General features: G+C 50.5%; 17 protein-coding genes and 1 tRNA gene. 13 read left to right on the top strand and 5 right to left on the bottom strand.

From position 1 onward, the window contains the following. Nucleotides 1-333: 333 nt before the first annotated feature. Nucleotides 334-1,536 carry a Bcr/CflA family multidrug efflux MFS transporter gene (locus tag MES37_RS18940; RefSeq protein WP_064544947.1) on the bottom strand — a complete coding sequence of 401 codons (1,203 nt, stop codon included), beginning with the start codon at nt 1,534-1,536 and terminating at the stop codon, nt 334-336. A 15-nt stretch (nt 1,537-1,551) separates the two neighbouring features. Beyond that, the gene (gene rsuA, locus MES37_RS18935) at nt 1,552-2,259 is read right to left on the bottom strand and encodes a 16S rRNA pseudouridine(516) synthase RsuA (RefSeq protein ID WP_064544945.1); all 708 of its coding nucleotides are present in this window, start codon (nt 2,257-2,259) and stop codon (nt 1,552-1,554) included. A gap of 188 nt (nt 2,260-2,447) precedes the next feature. Between rsuA and MES37_RS18930 the strand changes: the two genes are divergently transcribed. Next, nucleotides 2,448-4,208 carry a DEAD/DEAH box helicase gene (locus tag MES37_RS18930; protein WP_064544943.1) on the top strand — a complete coding sequence of 587 codons (1,761 nt, stop codon included), beginning with the start codon at nt 2,448-2,450 and terminating at the stop codon, nt 4,206-4,208. Nucleotides 4,209-4,334: 126 nt separating this feature from the next. Continuing rightward, nucleotides 4,335-4,619, top strand: a complete 285-nt coding sequence (gene rplY / locus MES37_RS18925; protein ID WP_064544941.1) for a 50S ribosomal protein L25 — start codon at nt 4,335-4,337, stop codon at nt 4,617-4,619. A gap of 49 nt (nt 4,620-4,668) precedes the next feature. Here rplY and yejK read toward each other — a convergent pair whose 3' ends face one another. Beyond that, nucleotides 4,669-5,676: a nucleoid-associated protein YejK gene (yejK, locus tag MES37_RS18920; RefSeq protein ID WP_064544939.1), complete on the bottom strand. Its 1,008-nt coding sequence runs from the start codon at nt 5,674-5,676 to the stop codon at nt 4,669-4,671. Nucleotides 5,677-5,812: 136 nt separating this feature from the next. On the opposite strand from yejK, the gene MES37_RS18915 reads away from it, so the two are divergent. The 11 genes from MES37_RS18915 to MES37_RS18865 all read left to right on the top strand — a co-directional run bounded on the left by MES37_RS18915 (nt 5,813) and on the right by MES37_RS18865 (nt 16,250). After that, complete coding sequence (locus tag MES37_RS18915) at nt 5,813-6,040, top strand: YejL family protein (protein ID WP_064544937.1); 228 nt, start codon at nt 5,813-5,815, stop codon at nt 6,038-6,040. Nucleotides 6,041-6,059: 19 nt separating this feature from the next. Then, nucleotides 6,060-7,823: an LPS biosynthesis-modulating metalloenzyme YejM gene (gene yejM, locus MES37_RS18910; RefSeq protein WP_064544935.1), complete on the top strand. Its 1,764-nt coding sequence runs from the start codon at nt 6,060-6,062 to the stop codon at nt 7,821-7,823. Between the two features lie 74 nt (nt 7,824-7,897). Continuing rightward, a tRNA-Pro gene (locus tag MES37_RS18905) sits at nt 7,898-7,974 on the top strand. A 189-nt stretch (nt 7,975-8,163) separates the two neighbouring features. Beyond that, on the top strand, nt 8,164-9,405 hold the full coding sequence (locus tag MES37_RS18900; protein WP_237932365.1) for an integrase domain-containing protein: 1,242 nt from the start codon (nt 8,164-8,166) through the stop codon (nt 9,403-9,405). A 148-nt stretch (nt 9,406-9,553) separates the two neighbouring features. Beyond that, nucleotides 9,554-9,763 (top strand): helix-turn-helix transcriptional regulator, encoded by a 210-nt coding sequence (locus MES37_RS18895; RefSeq protein WP_237932363.1) that lies wholly within the window; start codon nt 9,554-9,556, stop codon nt 9,761-9,763. A gap of 150 nt (nt 9,764-9,913) precedes the next feature. Continuing rightward, nucleotides 9,914-10,669, top strand: a complete 756-nt coding sequence (locus tag MES37_RS18890) for a Rha family transcriptional regulator (protein ID WP_237932361.1) — start codon at nt 9,914-9,916, stop codon at nt 10,667-10,669. 2 nt (nt 10,670-10,671) lie between these two features. Beyond that, nucleotides 10,672-11,130: a hypothetical protein gene (locus MES37_RS18885; RefSeq protein ID WP_237932359.1), complete on the top strand. Its 459-nt coding sequence runs from the start codon at nt 10,672-10,674 to the stop codon at nt 11,128-11,130. Further along, entirely contained in the window at nt 11,130-11,714 is a 585-nt protein-coding gene (locus MES37_RS18880) for a host cell division inhibitor Icd-like protein (protein WP_237932357.1), read from the top strand. Before MES37_RS18885 ends, MES37_RS18880 begins: the two co-directional genes overlap by 1 nt. Then, nucleotides 11,707-12,651: an ORF6N domain-containing protein gene (locus tag MES37_RS18875; RefSeq protein ID WP_237932356.1), complete on the top strand. Its 945-nt coding sequence runs from the start codon at nt 11,707-11,709 to the stop codon at nt 12,649-12,651. The genes MES37_RS18880 and MES37_RS18875 overlap by 8 nt, the downstream gene beginning before the upstream one ends. Further along, nucleotides 12,644-15,415 (top strand): DUF927 domain-containing protein, encoded by a 2,772-nt coding sequence (locus MES37_RS18870; protein WP_237932367.1) that lies wholly within the window; start codon nt 12,644-12,646, stop codon nt 15,413-15,415. Before MES37_RS18875 ends, MES37_RS18870 begins: the two co-directional genes overlap by 8 nt. Before the next feature lie 583 nt (nt 15,416-15,998). After that, nucleotides 15,999-16,250 carry a DUF2442 domain-containing protein gene (locus MES37_RS18865; protein ID WP_237932354.1) on the top strand — a complete coding sequence of 84 codons (252 nt, stop codon included), beginning with the start codon at nt 15,999-16,001 and terminating at the stop codon, nt 16,248-16,250. A gap of 119 nt (nt 16,251-16,369) precedes the next feature. Here MES37_RS18865 and MES37_RS18860 read toward each other — a convergent pair whose 3' ends face one another. Together MES37_RS18860 and MES37_RS18855 are read right to left on the bottom strand one after the other, a co-directional pair. Further along, nucleotides 16,370-17,278 carry a division plane positioning ATPase MipZ gene (locus MES37_RS18860; RefSeq protein WP_237932352.1) on the bottom strand — a complete coding sequence of 303 codons (909 nt, stop codon included), beginning with the start codon at nt 17,276-17,278 and terminating at the stop codon, nt 16,370-16,372. 115 nt (nt 17,279-17,393) lie between these two features. Beyond that, the coding region (locus tag MES37_RS18855) for a hypothetical protein (protein WP_237932350.1) at nt 17,394-17,751 on the bottom strand (358 nt) is incomplete at its 5' end.

Below are 17,751 nucleotides of genomic sequence, written 5' to 3'. Positions count from 1 at the left end.
CCCCAAAAGAATCCAAAATTATTTCACAAACGATTTACATAAAAGGTTAACACAATGTTGATGTTTTGTGTGTAAACAACCTCGAAACCGCTTACATCCGTTGTAATTATTTGTCTACCATTTCATATTTAACGTTTAATTTTTGTGGTGCTGCACACGTTTCGGCGCTATATGTAACGCTTTCCACGATGTAACTCAACCTTTTTAACCACAAAGCTGTGACTTTTTATTGTCGATGCGTTTACATTTGAGAAACAAATTGTAGGCGCTTATGGGAGAATTTCGTTGATTTGGATTAAAGAACGGGTATCTGGCGATACCCGTTTTTGGACTTTAGGATTTTGTCGCGGCGAGTCGAGGACGGCTGGCGTAGAGATAAAAAACGATTGAGCATGTGGCGCACACCGCAATCGACCAAATCATTGGCCATGCGGAGTTAAAGCTTGCGATTGATAACAGCGCGCCGGTTAACGCACCAATACCAAAACGGAACGTGCCAGCCAGCGACGACGCCGTTCCTGCCATATGTGGGAATTCATCGAGAATAACCGCCATCGCATTTGACGACACCATCGAAACACAGCCAACAAACACCGCAATGCCCAACACCATTGACCAAAAACCTAGCCCCAGCCCGGTGCTTAGCACCAGCCAAATTGCCATGGCAAATTGCACGAACAACCCGAAGCGGAACATCGCCAGTGGGCCAAAACGGCGCACAAAGCGACTGTTAATTAGGGTCATCACAATCAAGAACACGATGTTAAGCGCGAAGTAATAACCAAAGTGCTGCGGCGCAACGTGATTGAGTTCGATGTAAACAAACGGCCCGGCACTCAAAAATGAGAACATCGCCGCAAAGCTAAAACCACTTGCCAGCATATAGCTCAAAACGCGTTTGTGGCGGAACAAAGTCGCGAAGTTGCCTATCGTGGTGCGTAAATGGAACTTCTGACGCCGCTCAACCGGCAACGTTTCATGAATCATGAAGAAGATCATCGCCGATGCCAGCAGAGCCGCTAACGCCAGAATCCAGAAGATAGCGTGCCAGCTAAACCACACCAGCACTGCCCCGCCAACCATTGGCGCAACCAGCGGCGCAATGGTGGTTATCAGCATGACGAATGACATCATGCGCGAGAACTCTTCTTTCGGGTAAATATCGCGCATCAGCGCGTTAATCACCACACTGGCCGCTGCCGCTGACAGACCATGCAGAAAACGCATGGCAATCAGATGGTCAATCGTTTGGGAGAGCGCGCAAGCAATCGCCGCCGCCGCAAAGATTAGCGTACCGCCAAGCACCACCGGCTTACGCCCAATGCTGTCCGCCATCGGGCCATAAAAGAGCTGGCCTATCGCGAAACCAAGAATATAAGTACTCAGCGTCATTTGCGCGCTGCCTGCTGGCACGCCAAATTCCGAGGCGATGACCGGCAAAGCCGGTAAGTACATATCGATTGATAGCGGCATCAACATGGCCAGCAGGCCAAGGATTACCACGATACCAATTGACGAATTTTGCTTACTACTCAACGCATCCTCCCGGAATCAACGCGGCGGCATGCCTACGCTGGCAATTTCTTCTTCGGTTAATGGGCGATATTCACCCGGTGCAAGATCCGCATCCATCGCGATGGCGCCAATGCGTTCACGGTGCAAACCAACCACATGGTTACCCACGGCGGCAAACATACGTTTTACCTGGTGATAACGCCCTTCGCTGATGGTCAAACGCACTTCCAGCGGAGTAATCACTTCAAGTACCGCAGGCAGCGTCAAATCTTTTTCATTATGCAGTTGAACACCCGCGGTGAATTGTTCTGCTGTGTCATCGGAAACTGGATTCTCAAGCGTCACCAGATAGGTTTTTTCACAATGATGGCGCGGAGAAGTAATACGGTGTGACCATTGGCCATCGTCGGTCATCAGCACCAGTCCGGTGGTGTCAATATCCAGACGCCCGGCGGCATGCAGTTTGTGCGCCATTGGCTCATCAAGGAAATACAGCACGGTTGGATGGTCCGGATCTTCGGTGGAACAAACGTAACCCTGTGGCTTATTCAGCATAAAGTAGCGAGGGCCGTTTTGCTGGGTCAACGAGCGTCCGTCGAACTCAACCTGATGTTCAGGGTTCAGTTTGAAAGAGGCATCACGCACCACTTCGCCATCAATAGTGACACGGCTGGCACGGATTTCACGGCCAGAAATAGCGCGGCTCACGCCAAGCTGCTGAGAGATAAATTTATCGAGTCGCATTAAAATATTGCCTGTTTCATAGAGGTGCCAGCACAAAACGGCTGACAGGGCATTCGCCCATTTTATAAGGGTATAAATCGTTTGCCTGTTAATTAGTTTGCCAGTATAGCGGGATAGAAAAGTCTCTCAAGGTAAAACCCCGATTCATGCCATAATTGAGCGCGTTATTTCCCTAAATCAGAGCCACGATGTCTTTTACACTCCGCCCCTACCAACAAGAAGCCGTAGACGCCACCCTCACCCATTTCCGCAAACACATCACACCAGCGGTGATTGTATTGCCGACGGGTGCGGGAAAAAGCCTGGTGATTGCTGAGCTTGCCCGAGTCGCTCGCGGACGGGTGCTGGTGCTGGCACACGTCAAAGAACTCGTGGCGCAAAACCATGCGAAATATCGTGCACTTGGTCTGGAAGCCGACATTTTTGCCGCGGGTCTGCAACGTAAAGAGAGCCACGGCAAAGTTGTTTTCGGTAGCGTACAGTCAGTGGCGCGCAATCTTGAGCAATTCCACGGCGAGTTTTCATTACTTATTGTCGATGAATGCCACCGTATTGGTGATTCTGACGATAGCCAATATCAGCAAATCCTCACCCATTTACGCACCGCCAATCCTAAGCTACGCCTGTTGGGGTTGACCGCTACACCTTACCGTCTGGGGAAAGGCTGGATTTATCATTTTCACTATCACGGTATGGTGCGCGGCAACGAAAATGCGCTGTTCCGCGACTGCATTTACGAATTACCGCTGCGCTACATGATTAAGCACGGCTATTTAACACCGCCGGAACGGCTGGATATGCCGGTGGTGCAGTACGATTTCAGCCGTTTACAGTCGCAATCCAATGGTTTGTTCAGCGAAGCGGATCTTAACCGCGAACTCAAACAGCAAAAGCGCATTACCCCGCACATCATCAGCCAGATTATAGAATTTGCCGCCGACAGGCGCGGTGTGATGGTTTTTGCCGCAACCGTTGAACACGCCAAAGAAGTCACGGCTCTGTTACCCGTAAATGATGCGGCACTGATTACCGCAGATACCCCAGGCCCTGCCCGCGATACATTAATAGAAGCGTTTAAAAACCAGCAATTCCGTTTTCTGGTCAACGTTTCAGTGCTTACTACCGGATTTGACGCACCGCATGTCGATTTAATTGCCATTCTGCGCCCAACGGAATCGGTCAGTCTTTATCAGCAAATTGTCGGTCGCGGGTTGCGCCTGGCGCCCGGTAAAAAGGATTGTTTGATTCTGGACTACGCCGGGAATCCTCATGATTTGTTCACACCGGAAGTGGGTGCTGCGAAAGGCAAAAGCGACAATGTGCCGGTACAAGTTTTTTGCCCTTCCTGTGGTTTTGCCAACACCTTCTGGGGAAAAACCACCAGCGACGGCAAATTGATTGAGCACTTTGGTCGCCGCTGCCAGGGCTGGTTTGAAGATGATGACGGTACGCGCGAACAGTGCGATTACCGTTTCCGCTTTAAAAATTGCCCGCAATGTAACGCGGAAAATGATATTGCCGCGCGGCGCTGCCACCAGTGCGCGAGTGTTCTGGTCGACCCGGACGATATGTTAAAAGCCGCACTGAAATTAAAAGACGCGCTGGTTCTGCGCTGCGGCGGCATGACGCTGCAACACGGTGGCGATGAAAAAGGCGACTGGCTGAAGATTACCTATTTTGATGAAGACGGCGCCGATGTCAGCGAACGGTTCCGCCTGCAAACACCCGCCCAGCGTATGGCGTTTGAACAGCTGTTTATTCGCCCTCACAGCCGTGCGCCTGGCGTGCCGCTGCGCTGGATAAACGCCGCCGATGTGGTCGCTCAGCAATCAGCGCTTCGCCACCCGGACTTTGTCGTGGCACGCAAGAACGGCAACTTCTGGAACGTGCGGGAAAAGGTATTTGATTACGAAGGACGCTTCCGTCGCGCAAATGAATTGCGTGGCTAAAGGTTCTTTTCATTGAAGCCAGAGCCAGATATGGCTATAATCCCGCCCGCTTTTGCATCCGCAAAGCAGAACGTTTACCTGTTGCTGGGTCGCCTGTAACAGGATTATTTAAGAGAGAAACAGTTAATGTTTACTATCAATGCAGTAGAACGCAAAGAGCAGGGCAAGGGTGCGAGCCGCCGCCTGCGTGCAGCTAACAAATTCCCGGCAATCATCTATGGTGGTTCCGAAGCTGCGATCTCTATCGAACTGGATCACGACAACGTAATGAACCTGCAAACTAAACCAGGTTTCTACGAAGAAGTTCTGACTCTGGTTGTCGACGGTAAAGAAGTTAAGGTTAAAGTTCAGGCTGTTCAGCGTCACCCGTTCAAGCCAAAACTGAACCACATCGACTTCGTTCGCGCTTAATCGCGAATTTAGCTCGAAAAAAAACCCGCTTCGGCGGGTTTTTTTATGACTATTTGCCAGAACTGCGACGCTGTAACTGATCGCGCAGATTAGGCGGCGTGCCTTTAATGGTCAGCGTATCGGTCGCAGGATCCCAATAAATGCGCTCGCCCAATAACATGGCGTCAAAGCTAATCGTTAACCCACCACCGCTACCGGCGAATTTGGTTAACTGGCGCAGCGTACTGCGGTCGGCCGGGAAACTCTCTTCAAGTTCATAGCCTTTATCCGCGGTGAACTGCTGGAAGTTTTTGTCATCGACAGCCCATGGTAACTCATCAGCCAGCGAAGAAAGTTCAATCTCTTCACCTGCCTGAAGTTGCTCGTTGCAGTAAGCATAAACCTGCTGACGCGCGGCCTGACGATCGTTTTTATCCAGTTGCGCTTCGTTGGTAAAGTCGTCCAGCGCTTGCAACAAACCTTTGTTCTGCGCTTTGGCGTTTAAACCTTCGCTGGCTCCCAGGAAATCCATGAAGAAATCGGCAACTTTGCGCCCGACTCGCCCTTTCAGGAAAGTCAGGTAACGAGTCGATTCCGGATTGGTTTCCCATTCGGTCAAATCAATACGCGCCACGATATCGGCGTGGTTGATGTCCAGATGGTGCGTGGAACTGATATCCAGCTCTTCGTTGACGCGCATGCTGCTTAAATTATTAAGCACGGCGACCAGTAAATATTCCACCGCCAAATAACGGTATTGGCAAAACAGCACAATGCCGCCATCAGCAAACGGATATTTGGCCAGTTCATCACGCAAGCGACCGGTCGCTGCACGGCTGAACGCCAGGAAATCCTCGTCGCCTTTACGCTGTGAACGTAACGCTTCGGCTAATTCACTCTCTTCGCTGAACAGGCCATATGCTTTATTTTTCGCACTGTAGACACGGTGCAATTCGGCCATCATTTCTTCTACGGCGCCGTTCGTTGCCAACAGAGAATCGCGCAGCACAACTTCAAGTGTCTCTTCGCCGCGCTTGATCAACTGGTGTAAGGCAATCTGGTTGATATCCAGACTCATGATAAACTCTCCTTTTAGACTCGGCGGTATTCAACCATTGCCGGAAGCCTTGTGCAATAGAAGATAAAAAAGCAGAAAACCAAGTCTTCCTACGGTAAGATAACGCCCTTTCCTGAATCTAACTGATTGTTAATTTATGCCACAAATATCCCGTTATAGTGACGAACGCGTCGAAGAACTGTTGAGTGAACTGGCTAGCGTGCTGGAAAAGCACCAAACGCCAACCGATCTTTCCCTGATGGTGCTGGGAAATATGGTCACCAACCTGATTAATACCAGCGTGGCTTCAGCTCAACGCCGCTCGCTGGCTCGCTCTTTCGCAGAGGCGTTGCAAGCCTCCGTGAGCGAAGACAAAGCTCAATAAGGGATTCTAGTTACACGTTATGGTGACTAACCGTCAGCGCTACCGCGAAAAAGTTTCCCAGATGGTCAGTTGGGGACATTGGTTCGCCCTGTTCAATATCCTGCTGGCAACGCTGCTGGGTAGCCGCTATCTGTTTGTCGCCGACTGGCCGACAACGCTCACGGGTCGTATTTATTCCTGGCTGAGTGTTATCGGCCATTTCAGCTTTGTGGTTTTCGCCACCTATTTACTGATCCTCTTCCCGCTGACATTCATTGTCATGTCGCAACGTTTGATGCGATTTTTCTCGGCAGCACTTGCCACCGCTGGCATGACGCTGCTACTCATCGACAGTGAAGTCTTTACTCGCTTCCATCTCCACCTTAATCCGATTGTCTGGGAACTGGTGATTAACCCCGACCAGAGTGAGATGGCGCGTGACTGGCAGCTGATGTTTATCAGCGTGCCGGTGATTTTATTGATAGAGATGCTGTTTGCAACCTGGAGCTGGCAAAAACTGCGCAGCCTCGGGCGGCGCAAGCATTATGCTAAACCCGTCGTTACGCTGTTTTTTGTCGCCTTCTTTAGCAGCCACATTATGTATATCTGGGCGGATGCGAACTTCTATCGCCCGATTACTATGCAGCGCGCCAACCTGCCGCTCTCTTACCCGATGACGGCCCGCCGATTCCTTGAAAAACATGGCCTGCTGGATGCGAAAGAGTACCAGCGTCGCCTCGTGGAACAGGGTAATCCTGAAGCCGTTTCGGTACAGTATCCGCTGAGTGACCTGCAATTCCGCGATATGGGAACGGGCAATAATGTCTTGCTGATCACCGTCGACGGCCTGAATGCCGAAAGTGTGCAGAAAACTCTGCCGAATCTGAGCCAGTTCGCCAGCAACAATATTAACTTCACTCAGCATATGAGCGCGGGTAATGGCACCGATAACGGCATCTTTGGCCTGTTCTACGGTATCTCACCGGCCTATATGGACGGTGTTTTATCTGCCCGCGTCCCTGCCGCATTAATTACTGCATTGAACCAGCAGGGCTATCAATTGGGGCTTTTCGCCTCCGATGGCTTCGACTCTTCAATGTATCGCCAGGCGTTGTTGTCCGACTTCTCTTTGCCTTCTGCGCAAAGCCAGTCTGACACACAAACCGCCTCGCAATGGATTAACTGGCTGACGCAATACGCATCTGATGACAACCGCTGGTTCTCCTGGGTTGCCTTTAATGGCACCAACATCACGGCAGACAGTAATCAGCAAGCCTTTACTCGTCGCTATTCTCGCGCAGCAGGCAACGTTGATGAGCAAATTAAGCGCGTACTTGACGCACTTGATGCGGCCGGGAAACTCCAGAATACGGTAGTGATTATTACCGCAGGTCACGGTGTGCCGCTGGGTCAAGAGCAGGATTCCTTCGCCTGGTCACGCTCACGCATTCAGGTGCCACTGGTTATCCATTGGCCTGGTACTCCGGCACAAACCATCGCCAAACTCACCGATCATCAGGATGTGATGACCACGCTGATGCAGCGCCTGCTACACGTCAAAAACCCGGCAAATGAGTACTCACAGGGTGAAGACCTGTTTGCAGCAACTCGACGCAATAACTGGGTCGTGGGTGCTGACAATAACAGCCTCGCGATTACGTTACCGACCATGACGCTGGTGTTGGATAACAACGGCAACTATCGGATGTACAATTTGAAAGGCGAAGCGATTAAAGAAACCAAGCCGCAGCTGGGATTATTACTGCAAGTACTGACCGACGAGAAACGCTTCATCGCCAATTGATTGCTTATTTATGAGCCAGTTAGCAAAAAGCTGGCTTGCAAACAATCATGAAATAAGTAGTATTATTTGGCAGTCGGCACGTAGCGCAGCCTGGTAGCGCACTGTCATGGGGTGTCAGGGGTCGGAGGTTCAAATCCTCTCGTGCCGACCAAATCATTATTCTGGATGTATCGGATACATACGGAAAACCCTTAAAACCCGCATTCTCATTGAGTTTTCGGGTTTTTTAATGCCTGTTATCTACCTGTATTGACCGTTTACAGCCGGATTTTTTAGCTATATGGTTAGCTATACGACTCACATATAGCTAAACCCCGTATAGCTAAAGCAGGTATACCCTATGGCACGCATCACCAACCCACTAACCAACACTGAGATCCGGGCAGCAAAGCCATCAACTAAGGAGTACCCGCTATACGATGGAAACGGGCTTTACCTCCTCATAAAACCCAGCGGCTCAAAGATATGGCGCTTTTCTTATTACCGGCCACACGATAAAAAGCGCGCACTGGTTAGCTTTGGTTCACTGAATGAAGTCACCCTGGCTGATGCCCGGAAAAAACGCGACGAGTACCGCGCACTAATCACACAAGGTATTGACCCACAGCACCACCAGCAGCAAAAACGGGAAGCCGAAGAACTACGCCGGGGAAACACCTTTCAAAAAGTAGCGGCTGACTGGTACGAAATGAAGAAAAGCCAGAATCTGGCAGCTAACACCATCAAAGATATCTGGCGCTCGCTGGAAAAATACGTATTACCGAATATTGGAAACAGGCCAATCAATGAGCTTACCGCCAGAATGTTTGTCACCATGCTGGAACCGATTAAGGCAAGGGGCAATCTGGAAACGCTGAAACGGGTATTACAGCGTATCAATGAGGTGATGGATTACGCCGCAAACAGCGGGTTGATTGAGATGAATACCGCAACCAATGTGCGCAAGGCCTTCCCTACTCCTGTTAGGCAACATATGCCAACCATCCGGCCAGAGCAGTTACCGGAACTTATGCAGGCCTTATCCATCGCCAGTATTGAACGGCAAACCCGACTGCTGATTGAGTGGCAATTGCTGACAGTCACCCGACCTGTGGAAGCAGCCGAAGCCAGATGGGAAGAAATAAACCTGACGGACAGTACCTGGACTATTCCAGCGGGGCGAATGAAGATGCGCCGCGACCATATCATCCCCCTATCCAACCAGGCATTAGCCGTTCTGGAAGCGATGAAGCCAATCAGTGCCCACCGAGAATATGTATTTCCAAGTTTCAAAACTCCAACACTCCCGATGAGCAGCCAGAGTGCCAACGCAGCATTACGCCGCATGGGTTACAAGGGAGTGCTGGTTTCCCACGGTTTACGCGCCATATTCAGCACCGCGGCCAATGAGGAAGGGTTCGAGCCAGACGTGATAGAAGCAGCTCTTGCCCACGTTGACGCTAACGAAGTGCGCCGAGCGTATAACCGCAGCAACTACATTGAAAAACGCATTGTGCTTATGTGCTGGTGGGGTGAATTCGTGGAAACAGCAGCTACTGGTGTAACCATTGCGACAGGGACGAGAGGCATAAGATCTATATAAAATTACAAGTTGTTACGAAATATCATGGATAAAACCGAAAGAAACTAAATAAAAATAATTATTGACAAAATGCCTCATCTTTTATTTTTAAATCTTTGCTTTAACATCTGTATTCGACGGCAATCATCTATTAACGATGGATATAGATATGGACCATACAGAAAGAAAGATCCTCATCAAAAAAGAAGTAAAGGAAATCATCCGTATTAAATCAGACGCAGCATTTCAAGAAATGATTAACGTCGGGGAATTCCCACGTGGCTTCCGTATTGGCTTACGTCGCGTTGGCTGGTTTGAAGATGAAGTTAATAAATGGCTCAATGATCGCGTATTAGAAGCACGCGGCGAGGTGGCGTAATGGAAAAGAAAAGCCGCCCATTACAGGCGGCTAATCAGGAAGGCGACACGTCCAATGGTAAACCAAGCACCAGCCCCATTCAACCAACCTGACATTCACACAAGTAGCACCGCGCGCGCGAGTTCACCGCCACTTAACAGAGCCTGAAATATGAAAATCGAAGATATGACCTTGGCCGGTCAGGGCATCGCTCAATCTGAATCCAGCAATGACTTTAATTCCGACGGTGGCACTGTTGCCGTCGGAGTGGACAGAAACACACTGATGTTGCCGGAGGTAATTGTTGTTAATGGGGAGCCGGTAACTACCTCTCAGGCCATTGCTCGTTATTTCGAGCGCGACCATGACAAGGTTGTAAGCCGTATTGAGAAACTGGATTGTTCTGCTGATTTTTTCACCCGCAACTTTTGGCGGGTGAAATTTGAACACAGCGGGCGTTATCTGACTGCTTATAACGTCACGAAAGACGGCTTCACCTTCATGGCTATGGGCTTTACTGGCAAAAAAGCGGCGGCATTCAAAGAAAATTACATCGCGCAATTTAACTACATGTCGAATTGGATGAATGAACGGATTGAAACCAAATCCGAGATGCGATCTATGGCTGATGCAATGAAGGGTTACATCGAACGCACCGGCGACATTCAGAATAGTTACGCCTACAGCAACGAATGCACATGCCTGAATAGCCTGGTGCTGGGTATGCACCCACGAGTATGGGCTAAGCAGAATGGCATCCCGGTTAGACAACTGCGCGATCATATGAACACCGACCAACTGGCGCTGCTGGCCTATCTGGAGAGCCGTGATTGTGCGCTGCTGGATTTGGACACAACCACTGATGAACGCAAGGCAAAACTCACCAAACTGGCTCAACGCTGGCTGGCTAAGCATCTGGAGGATTAATCATGCTTAATGTCACAGTGAACGGCTTGCCATTCGACATGGTATGTCAGTGGAAGGAGTATACGCTCAAACGCAGCTTTGCTGTATTCGTTCCCGCTGAACTGCGTCGTCAGTATTACCCGAATGATGCCGCATTCAGTCAGGCGATGCGTGACGCTGGGTATGCGTCGATTCGTACTCGCAGACTGACCGGGAAGAAAGAGAGTTTTTGGCTTTACCGTGTCACTGGCGATTATAATGGGGTATATCCAGAAGATCCCGTGCCGCGCAAGGCTTCTAGCGTTGTTGTCCAGACCATGACAAAGCCGCATCCGTGGTTTAAACGCGTGGCTCTCGATGGTAAATGGCAGTACGTCTATGCCGACCACATCTACTTTCTGACAAAGAAGCGCCATCGTGTTGATGGCGTTCGAGTGCAGGGATATACCGCCGCAGGGCTGAAAGTGGAGGTGATTGCATAATGCCTACCACTCTGTTTGAAACATCCGCCTACCAGGTAGAAGCCTTTCCCTTGGTTGGCAGTGTGAAAAATTGCTTGCTGTCCATCACTCACCCAGTTTATGGTTACAACGCACCAGCAAAATCTGGTGTCGGGATTGGTCTCCCGGAAAGTTTACAGGCGATACATGACGCGCCCAGCGTCTTTTTTTGTGTCGTTAGCTCAGTACACCTCATTTCCAGCGATGCGGAGATATTCCGTGTCGCTAATAGAATTATGGTGGGCTGCGTGGGGGCTTCTTCGGAAGCGCCGGTTTCCTGTAACGCCGGTAAGACCAACTCTGCGCAGTCCATCACCAGCAAGATTGGTCTCTTCGGTGATGGGATTAAACCCCAGTTACAGGAGGCTGCCATCATGGCTACTACCCCTACCCAAAAACCACACTTTATTTGGCTGATCGATGCCGTGCGCCGTGATATGCCAACCATTGCCGCAACAATCCATCACATTGCCGCAGAGAGTGAGCAAGAAGCACGTCGCTCACTGGCTCGTGACAATATCTGTTTCTTTGCAGGGCGCATCCGTCAGGAGGTGGCTCATGCGTAAAAACATCACTTTGCACGGTAACAAAATACCGCTTGTGGAATATCAGGGGCAGCGTGTTGTGACGTTCGCCATGATTGATGAGGTTCACCAGCGCCCGAAAGGTACGGCGAAGCGTAGCTTTAACCAGCACAAAGATAAGCTGATTGAGGGATCTGATTACTTTTCGCTCACTCAGTACGAAATACGTTCCGAGTTGCCTGCCGGATTTTTTGAGGCAAAAGCAGCAAGCGGCGTACTGCTTACTGAGATTGGTTATCTGATGGTTGCTAAGTCCCTTAAGGATGAACTCGCATGGCAGGTACAGCGCGAACTGATTATGGCCTATTTCCGCCCCGTGTTTATCCCCTCACTGGATGAACTGAAAGCCATGCCGCCACAGGAAGCGCAAAACATCCTCACCATCGCTGAGAAGAAATCGCTCTGGCATCATGGTAAGCACGGCAGCGCAGAGATGAACCAGCTGCGCAGGGAGTTGAAGGTGTTGCGCCCCGCGATTCATCACCTTAATGCCATCCATCAAATAACCATCCCTGGGCTGGAAGAACAAAGCACGAGCCAGAGCATAACCACAAAAAATGAGCATATTAGAAGCCAAATCAGCCAGTTGGCGAGAGCACTATATAAGCACGCAGTACTCAGCGGAAATGGACAGTATTTCACTCTGGAAACAGGAGGGGGAACTGTTGGCTTTAGGCTGGACGATGGGGGTGAAGGCTTCGTAAAGCTGCTTGATTACTTTCTGATAAGGGAGATTGAAAGGCGTATTGCTTGCTGGGGTGACGGACTCTGCATGGAGGAGGTATTCACACATGTCATGAACGCATGCCTTGATAGTACCGGTAGCGGGCTGACCTTCGTCGGAAGATCCCTATGGGAAAGTCTCCGCAAAAGCATGGAGTTGTTTGTTGATGAAAATCGGTTGGTGGCCAATGCGTAATATCGACCTTATCCATGAAGTCACCCACGCAGCTGCCGGGCAATGGCCTGTTGTACTGACTGGCCTCAGTATCGACGTTCCTGATTCACCCAAGAAACATACTTCATGCCCCGCGTGTGGTGGTACGGATCGCTTTCGTTTTGACGATAACGGGCGCGGTAGCTTTATCTGCAACCAGTGCGGTGCGGGTGACGGCTTAGACCTCATTAAGAAAGTGAATCACTGCGACACCACACAGGCCGCGAAACTGGCGGCTGATGTACTGGGTATTAATTACCGGGCGGCAGAAACCAATGAGACTGCAGCCAACCAGAGACGGGAACAACTCGAAGCTGAACATCAGCATCGTGAACAGGAACGCCAGCAGAAGGCCGTAGCGGAAGCAGAACAACGCCGCATAACCTTCACCGCCAAATACCAAAAGCTGGCAGCACAGGCCACACCAAGTAAAAGCGAATACCTGGCTGGTAAGGGGTTGGCTGACTTCACCTTCCCTGCTTTACCTGATGGTTCTCTGTTGCTACCGCTGGTAGATGAAACCGGCGCAGTGAGTGCCGCGCAGACCATTACCCCAATGGGAGAAAAGCGTCTTTTAGCTGGTTCTGTGAAGAAAGGCGCGTATTACGCCGTCAACACACTGGAAGCGCCGAAGACGATTGTAATAGCCGAAGGGTTGGCAACTGCGCTTTCAGTTTACTTAATGCGCCCTGATGCACTGACAGTTTGCGCCATTGATGCCGGGAACCTGTTACCTGTCGCACAGACCATGCGGGAAAAAACTCCGTTAGCACAAATCATCATTGCCGCAGACAACGACCACCCCACAGGAGCCTCCGAACCCGGAGCCAGCAATACCGGGCTGCGGGCCGCAGAGAAAGCAGCCCTTTCCGTCGCAGGCTGGGTATCATTGCCACCGACAGACTATAAAGCAGACTGGAACGACTACCACCAGCTGAACGGGCTGGCAGCCACTACTCAGGCGTTTAATGAGTCGATGTATCAGCCAGAGGGGAAAGCTGTGAAATCACACTTTCAAGCCATTGAGGACGGCAAGATTACTATACCGAAAATCGATCCACTGAAACCTCGTATTGAGAGCCGCAGGGATGGTGTTTTCTGGATTACACCAAAGGTGGACAAGGAAAGTGGCAAGATCATCAATAACGAAAGCTGGCTGGCCTCACCCTTAGACGTTATCGGCACCGGGCGCGACGACAAAGACCAGTACCTGATTATCCGCTGGCTGGCCTTTGGTTCAGATATGCCGACAACCGCCGCCGTTCCCCTGGCAGATATTGGAGAACGAGAAGGCTGGCGTACACTCAAAGCTGGTGGGGTTAACGTCACTACCAAAAACAGTTTGCGGGCAATCTTTGCTGACTGGTTACAGCGCAGCGGTTCTCGAGAGTTATGGCGAGTTGCTCATGCGACGGGCTGGCAGTATGGGGCATACATCATGCCGGACGGTGAGATCATAGGCACCCCCACTCACTCGGTTTTGTTCAGTGGTCGCAGCTCTGCCGCCGCAGGTTATGTTGTACAAGGAACCACAGAAAGCTGGCGTAACAGCGTTGCACGGCTGACTTATGGCAACTACTCCATGATGACGGCCACTGCCGCAGCACTAGCCGCACCGTTAATCGGATTGTCCGGTGCGGATGGGTTCGGTATTCACTTTTACGAGCAATCGAGCGCAGGCAAGACCACCACAGCGAATGTAGCGAGTAGTTTATACGGTAATCCAGATTTATTACGCCTGACGTGGTATGGCACTGCACTGGGGCTGGCAAACGAGGCCGCTGCTCACAATGACGGGCTGATGCCGCTGGATGAAGTCGGCCAGGGAGCAGATCCCATAAGCGTCTCACAATCAGCCTATGCGCTGTTTAATGGCGTGGGGAAATTGCAGGGGGCTAAAGAAGGTGGTAACCGGGATTTAAAACGATGGCGCACCGTGGCCATCAGTACCGGAGAAATGGACTTAGAAACCTTCATTGCTACCACCGGACGTAAAACAAAAGCCGGCCAACTGGTACGGTTGCTCAATATCCCGTTGAGTAAGGCGATACACTTCCACGACTACCAGAATGGCAAGCAACACGCAGACGCACTCAAAGATGCTTACCAACACCACCACGGTGCTGCCGGGCGGGAGTGGATCAAATGGCTGGCGAACCACCAGCAACAGACCATCAATACTGTGCGTGAATGTGAAGCACGCTGGCGTAGTCTCATACCCGCCGACTATGGTGAGCAGGTTCACCGCGTGGCCGCACGCTTTGCCATTCTGGAGGCAGCTCTACTGCTGGGTGAGGTTGTCACTGGCTGGGATGCGCAGACGTGCCGTGATGCCATACAGCACAGTTACAACGCATGGGTGCATGAGTTCGGCACCGGCAATAAAGAGCACCAGCAGATTGTTGAGCAGACCGAAGCGTTTCTGAATGCGCATGGCCTGAGCCGCTATGCTCCGCTTGGGTATGATCCACGTGATTTACCCATCCGTGATTTAGCTGGGTACAGAAAGAAAGGGAGTCATGAAAGAGACCCGATAATCTTCTACACTTTCCCGGCAACTTTCGAAAAGGAGATAGCTAAGGGGTTCAATGCTAAACAGTTTGCAGAAGCACTGAAAGGTGTCGGAATGCTCACCCCGCCGACAAGCGGCAGAGGTAATCAGGGGCGTGTACGTGAGGGGGGCAGGCAGATTCGCGTATATGTGCTCAATTTTCTTCCAGAGGAAGAGAGCAACCAGACAGAATAATAATTTTCTTCACATACGTTGTTTTTGTGTCGTCTCAGTTGTCTTTGTTGTCTCATTTTGTAAAGCATTATGATTTATAAGGGTTTTATTTCTTTTCCTGAGACAACATTGAGACAACATTTAGCTGTTTTGAGACAACATCTCCGGGAAGGAATTTTTACCCTGGCTGGCTGTGAGACAACATCCAAGTTCGGTGAGACAACACATAATCATCAATGTTGTCCCCGAAAAATACAGACGTGGCGCGACCTACAGCTCCATGAGACAACAAAGACAACTGAGACAACACAATTTCTGTTTACTATGCAAAAAATCAGAAATCGAATGAGTAAGGATAAAAATGACTGTACAGATTTCACGTATGGGCGACTGGCGGTTTGTTGATTCTCGTAGAGTGATTATTTTTTGTATGGTTTGCAGTCATTAAGTCCAACTGAGCAGGTTGTCTCTGACGCGTGAAGAACTCTGGTGGTGACGATCTCTGAAGCCAGTCTTGCCCATAATGATGGCTTTAACGCTCGTGACCTGAAAGAATCGATAGAGTCCATTGAATATAACAGAGTGATATTTGCGGAGGCATGGAATGAATATTTCTCCTAAATCTGTGCGATTTGATGAATACAACATGTGGGTGACGTTGAGCGATGCCCGCACACTGGGTGTTCCACTGGCGTGGTTCCCTAAGTTAATGCGCGCCACCCCAGAGCAGCGAAACGAATTCGAGTTAAGCACTTGGGGGATTCACTGGGATGACCTGAACGAAGATATTTCCGTGGATGGCCTTATATCCGGGCGCGACGATATGGCGCAACATGGACTGCCCCCATCCTGTTAGACATTTCCTGTCTTCACTACAAGGCTGGTTCAAAGGCCTCCTGGCTGACGCCTCCGAAATAGCGTCAGTTCCGGTTCTATGATGTTTTTTTAGCTTAATAATCTCTTTTCAGCATCTGGTTAATCTTCTCCTAGTACCTTCCGCGCTCCTTGTAATACAGCACGTCGCATAAATGCCTGCATACTGCGATCAGTCGCTTTCGCTGCCCTGTATATCAGGTCATGCTCGTAATCGTTAAACAGGTATTGTGTGCGGCGATTTCTCGGTGCATCTGGGGCAGGCATCTGCACTAGCTGCTGCGTTTTGGGCGTGTCAGCGCTAGAGGTAAATTCTTTGATGACTGCAGTGGTTTCGCTCGGCTGAGGGGAGCAGAGGCTCATAATCTCCTGGAGGATTGACTCAATCTCAGCAGTGGCGAGCTGCTTATCTCGGATCTTGCTGGGGCTTCGGTGTACTTCCATCACACCACGCCCCGAACCCAGCGCCTCACGGTAAATGTTGCGTTCGTACATGACGGCATTCAGCACCGTGAACTCGTCGTAATCGGCCAGGAGCGCACGAGCGCTTGTTACATCATGTGATTTGAGATTAGTGCTGGCACGCGTAAGGAGCACGTACACCTGCAGGGAGGGATTGAGCTGCTGCGCGGTAGCCAACACCATTGTCAGGTCTTTCATGTTATCCACATCAGCCTGAGTAGGCGCTACCGGAACAATGGATACATGGGAGACAGCCAGGGCAGTACGAAATTCGCGGGAGTCCTTACCAGCCGGATCAACAATCACGTACTTAAATTTCTTATCCAGTTCAAGCAGAAGCTTGTTCAGGTCGCCCAACTGCTCAATGAAGGTTATCTTCGGTAAATCGGTTTCGGCGCGGTCTTCTGCCCAACGAGGGGTAGTTCTGAAGTTCTTATCCCCCGCTACCATGCAAACATCGTCTGACTTGTTCGCCAGTGCGGCGGCTAAGTTTGTGGCATTGGTGGATTTGCTCACACCACCTTGAGTACTACCTACTACTATTATCATGTCGCACCTTATGTGCATATATTATGCCGTTAAAACATCAAGGTAATGCAAAGTCAGCTCAAGGCGCGTAATGCCTGATTTATGAAAAAAACTTGCTTTTCGGCAGTGTTCGACACTAGCTCTTCTTGCTGGGTGAAGTTTTCCCGGCTTTGAACGCGTCGGACTCCCGCAGCAGCCCAAAGCCAGCGCCAGCTGATTCCATGGCGCGCAGCGTATCCTCGCTGGCGCAGGCGTATATCATCCCCCAAATCATCTCAGATTCGCTTCCATCAGTAAGATTCAGCGGGGCATTATTCCTTACTAGGTTGGCAAGCGGTATCATTTCTTTCACGGTCACTGATTCGTTCCGGTAGAATTTTCTGGCTGCAATCTCCGCTTTGCTTGCCACCGTTTGGCCAAGACGGTCTGATGCCGTGCATTGACTCCCTCCCCACCTGGCAATTTCCACTTTCTTCCAATTCTTCTTGTAGAAG

The organism is Buttiauxella sp. S19-1, assembly GCF_022134725.1.
GTDB lineage: Bacteria > Pseudomonadota > Gammaproteobacteria > Enterobacterales > Enterobacteriaceae > Buttiauxella > Buttiauxella ferragutiae.
Note: the sequence above shows the minus strand (reverse complement) of the source record. Positions and strands in the feature narration are given on the sequence as shown.

Coding starts and splice junctions, on each gene's coding strand:
- rsuA (WP_064544945.1), bottom strand. CDS start 2,259: ATGCGACTCGATAAATTTATCTCTCAGCAGCTTGGCGTGAGCCGCGCT.
- MES37_RS18930 (WP_064544943.1), top strand. CDS start 2,448: ATGTCTTTTACACTCCGCCCCTACCAACAAGAAGCCGTAGACGCCACC.
- rplY (WP_064544941.1), top strand. CDS start 4,335: ATGTTTACTATCAATGCAGTAGAACGCAAAGAGCAGGGCAAGGGTGCG.
- yejK (WP_064544939.1), bottom strand. CDS start 5,676: ATGAGTCTGGATATCAACCAGATTGCCTTACACCAGTTGATCAAGCGC.
- MES37_RS18915 (WP_064544937.1), top strand. CDS start 5,813: ATGCCACAAATATCCCGTTATAGTGACGAACGCGTCGAAGAACTGTTG.
- yejM (WP_064544935.1), top strand. CDS start 6,060: ATGGTGACTAACCGTCAGCGCTACCGCGAAAAAGTTTCCCAGATGGTC.
- MES37_RS18900 (WP_237932365.1), top strand. CDS start 8,164: ATGGCACGCATCACCAACCCACTAACCAACACTGAGATCCGGGCAGCA.
- MES37_RS18895 (WP_237932363.1), top strand. CDS start 9,554: ATGGACCATACAGAAAGAAAGATCCTCATCAAAAAAGAAGTAAAGGAA.
- MES37_RS18890 (WP_237932361.1), top strand. CDS start 9,914: ATGAAAATCGAAGATATGACCTTGGCCGGTCAGGGCATCGCTCAATCT.
- MES37_RS18885 (WP_237932359.1), top strand. CDS start 10,672: ATGCTTAATGTCACAGTGAACGGCTTGCCATTCGACATGGTATGTCAG.
- MES37_RS18880 (WP_237932357.1), top strand. CDS start 11,130: ATGCCTACCACTCTGTTTGAAACATCCGCCTACCAGGTAGAAGCCTTT.
- MES37_RS18875 (WP_237932356.1), top strand. CDS start 11,707: ATGCGTAAAAACATCACTTTGCACGGTAACAAAATACCGCTTGTGGAA.
- MES37_RS18870 (WP_237932367.1), top strand. CDS start 12,644: ATGCGTAATATCGACCTTATCCATGAAGTCACCCACGCAGCTGCCGGG.
- MES37_RS18865 (WP_237932354.1), top strand. CDS start 15,999: ATGAATATTTCTCCTAAATCTGTGCGATTTGATGAATACAACATGTGG.
- MES37_RS18860 (WP_237932352.1), bottom strand. CDS start 17,278: ATGATAATAGTAGTAGGTAGTACTCAAGGTGGTGTGAGCAAATCCACC.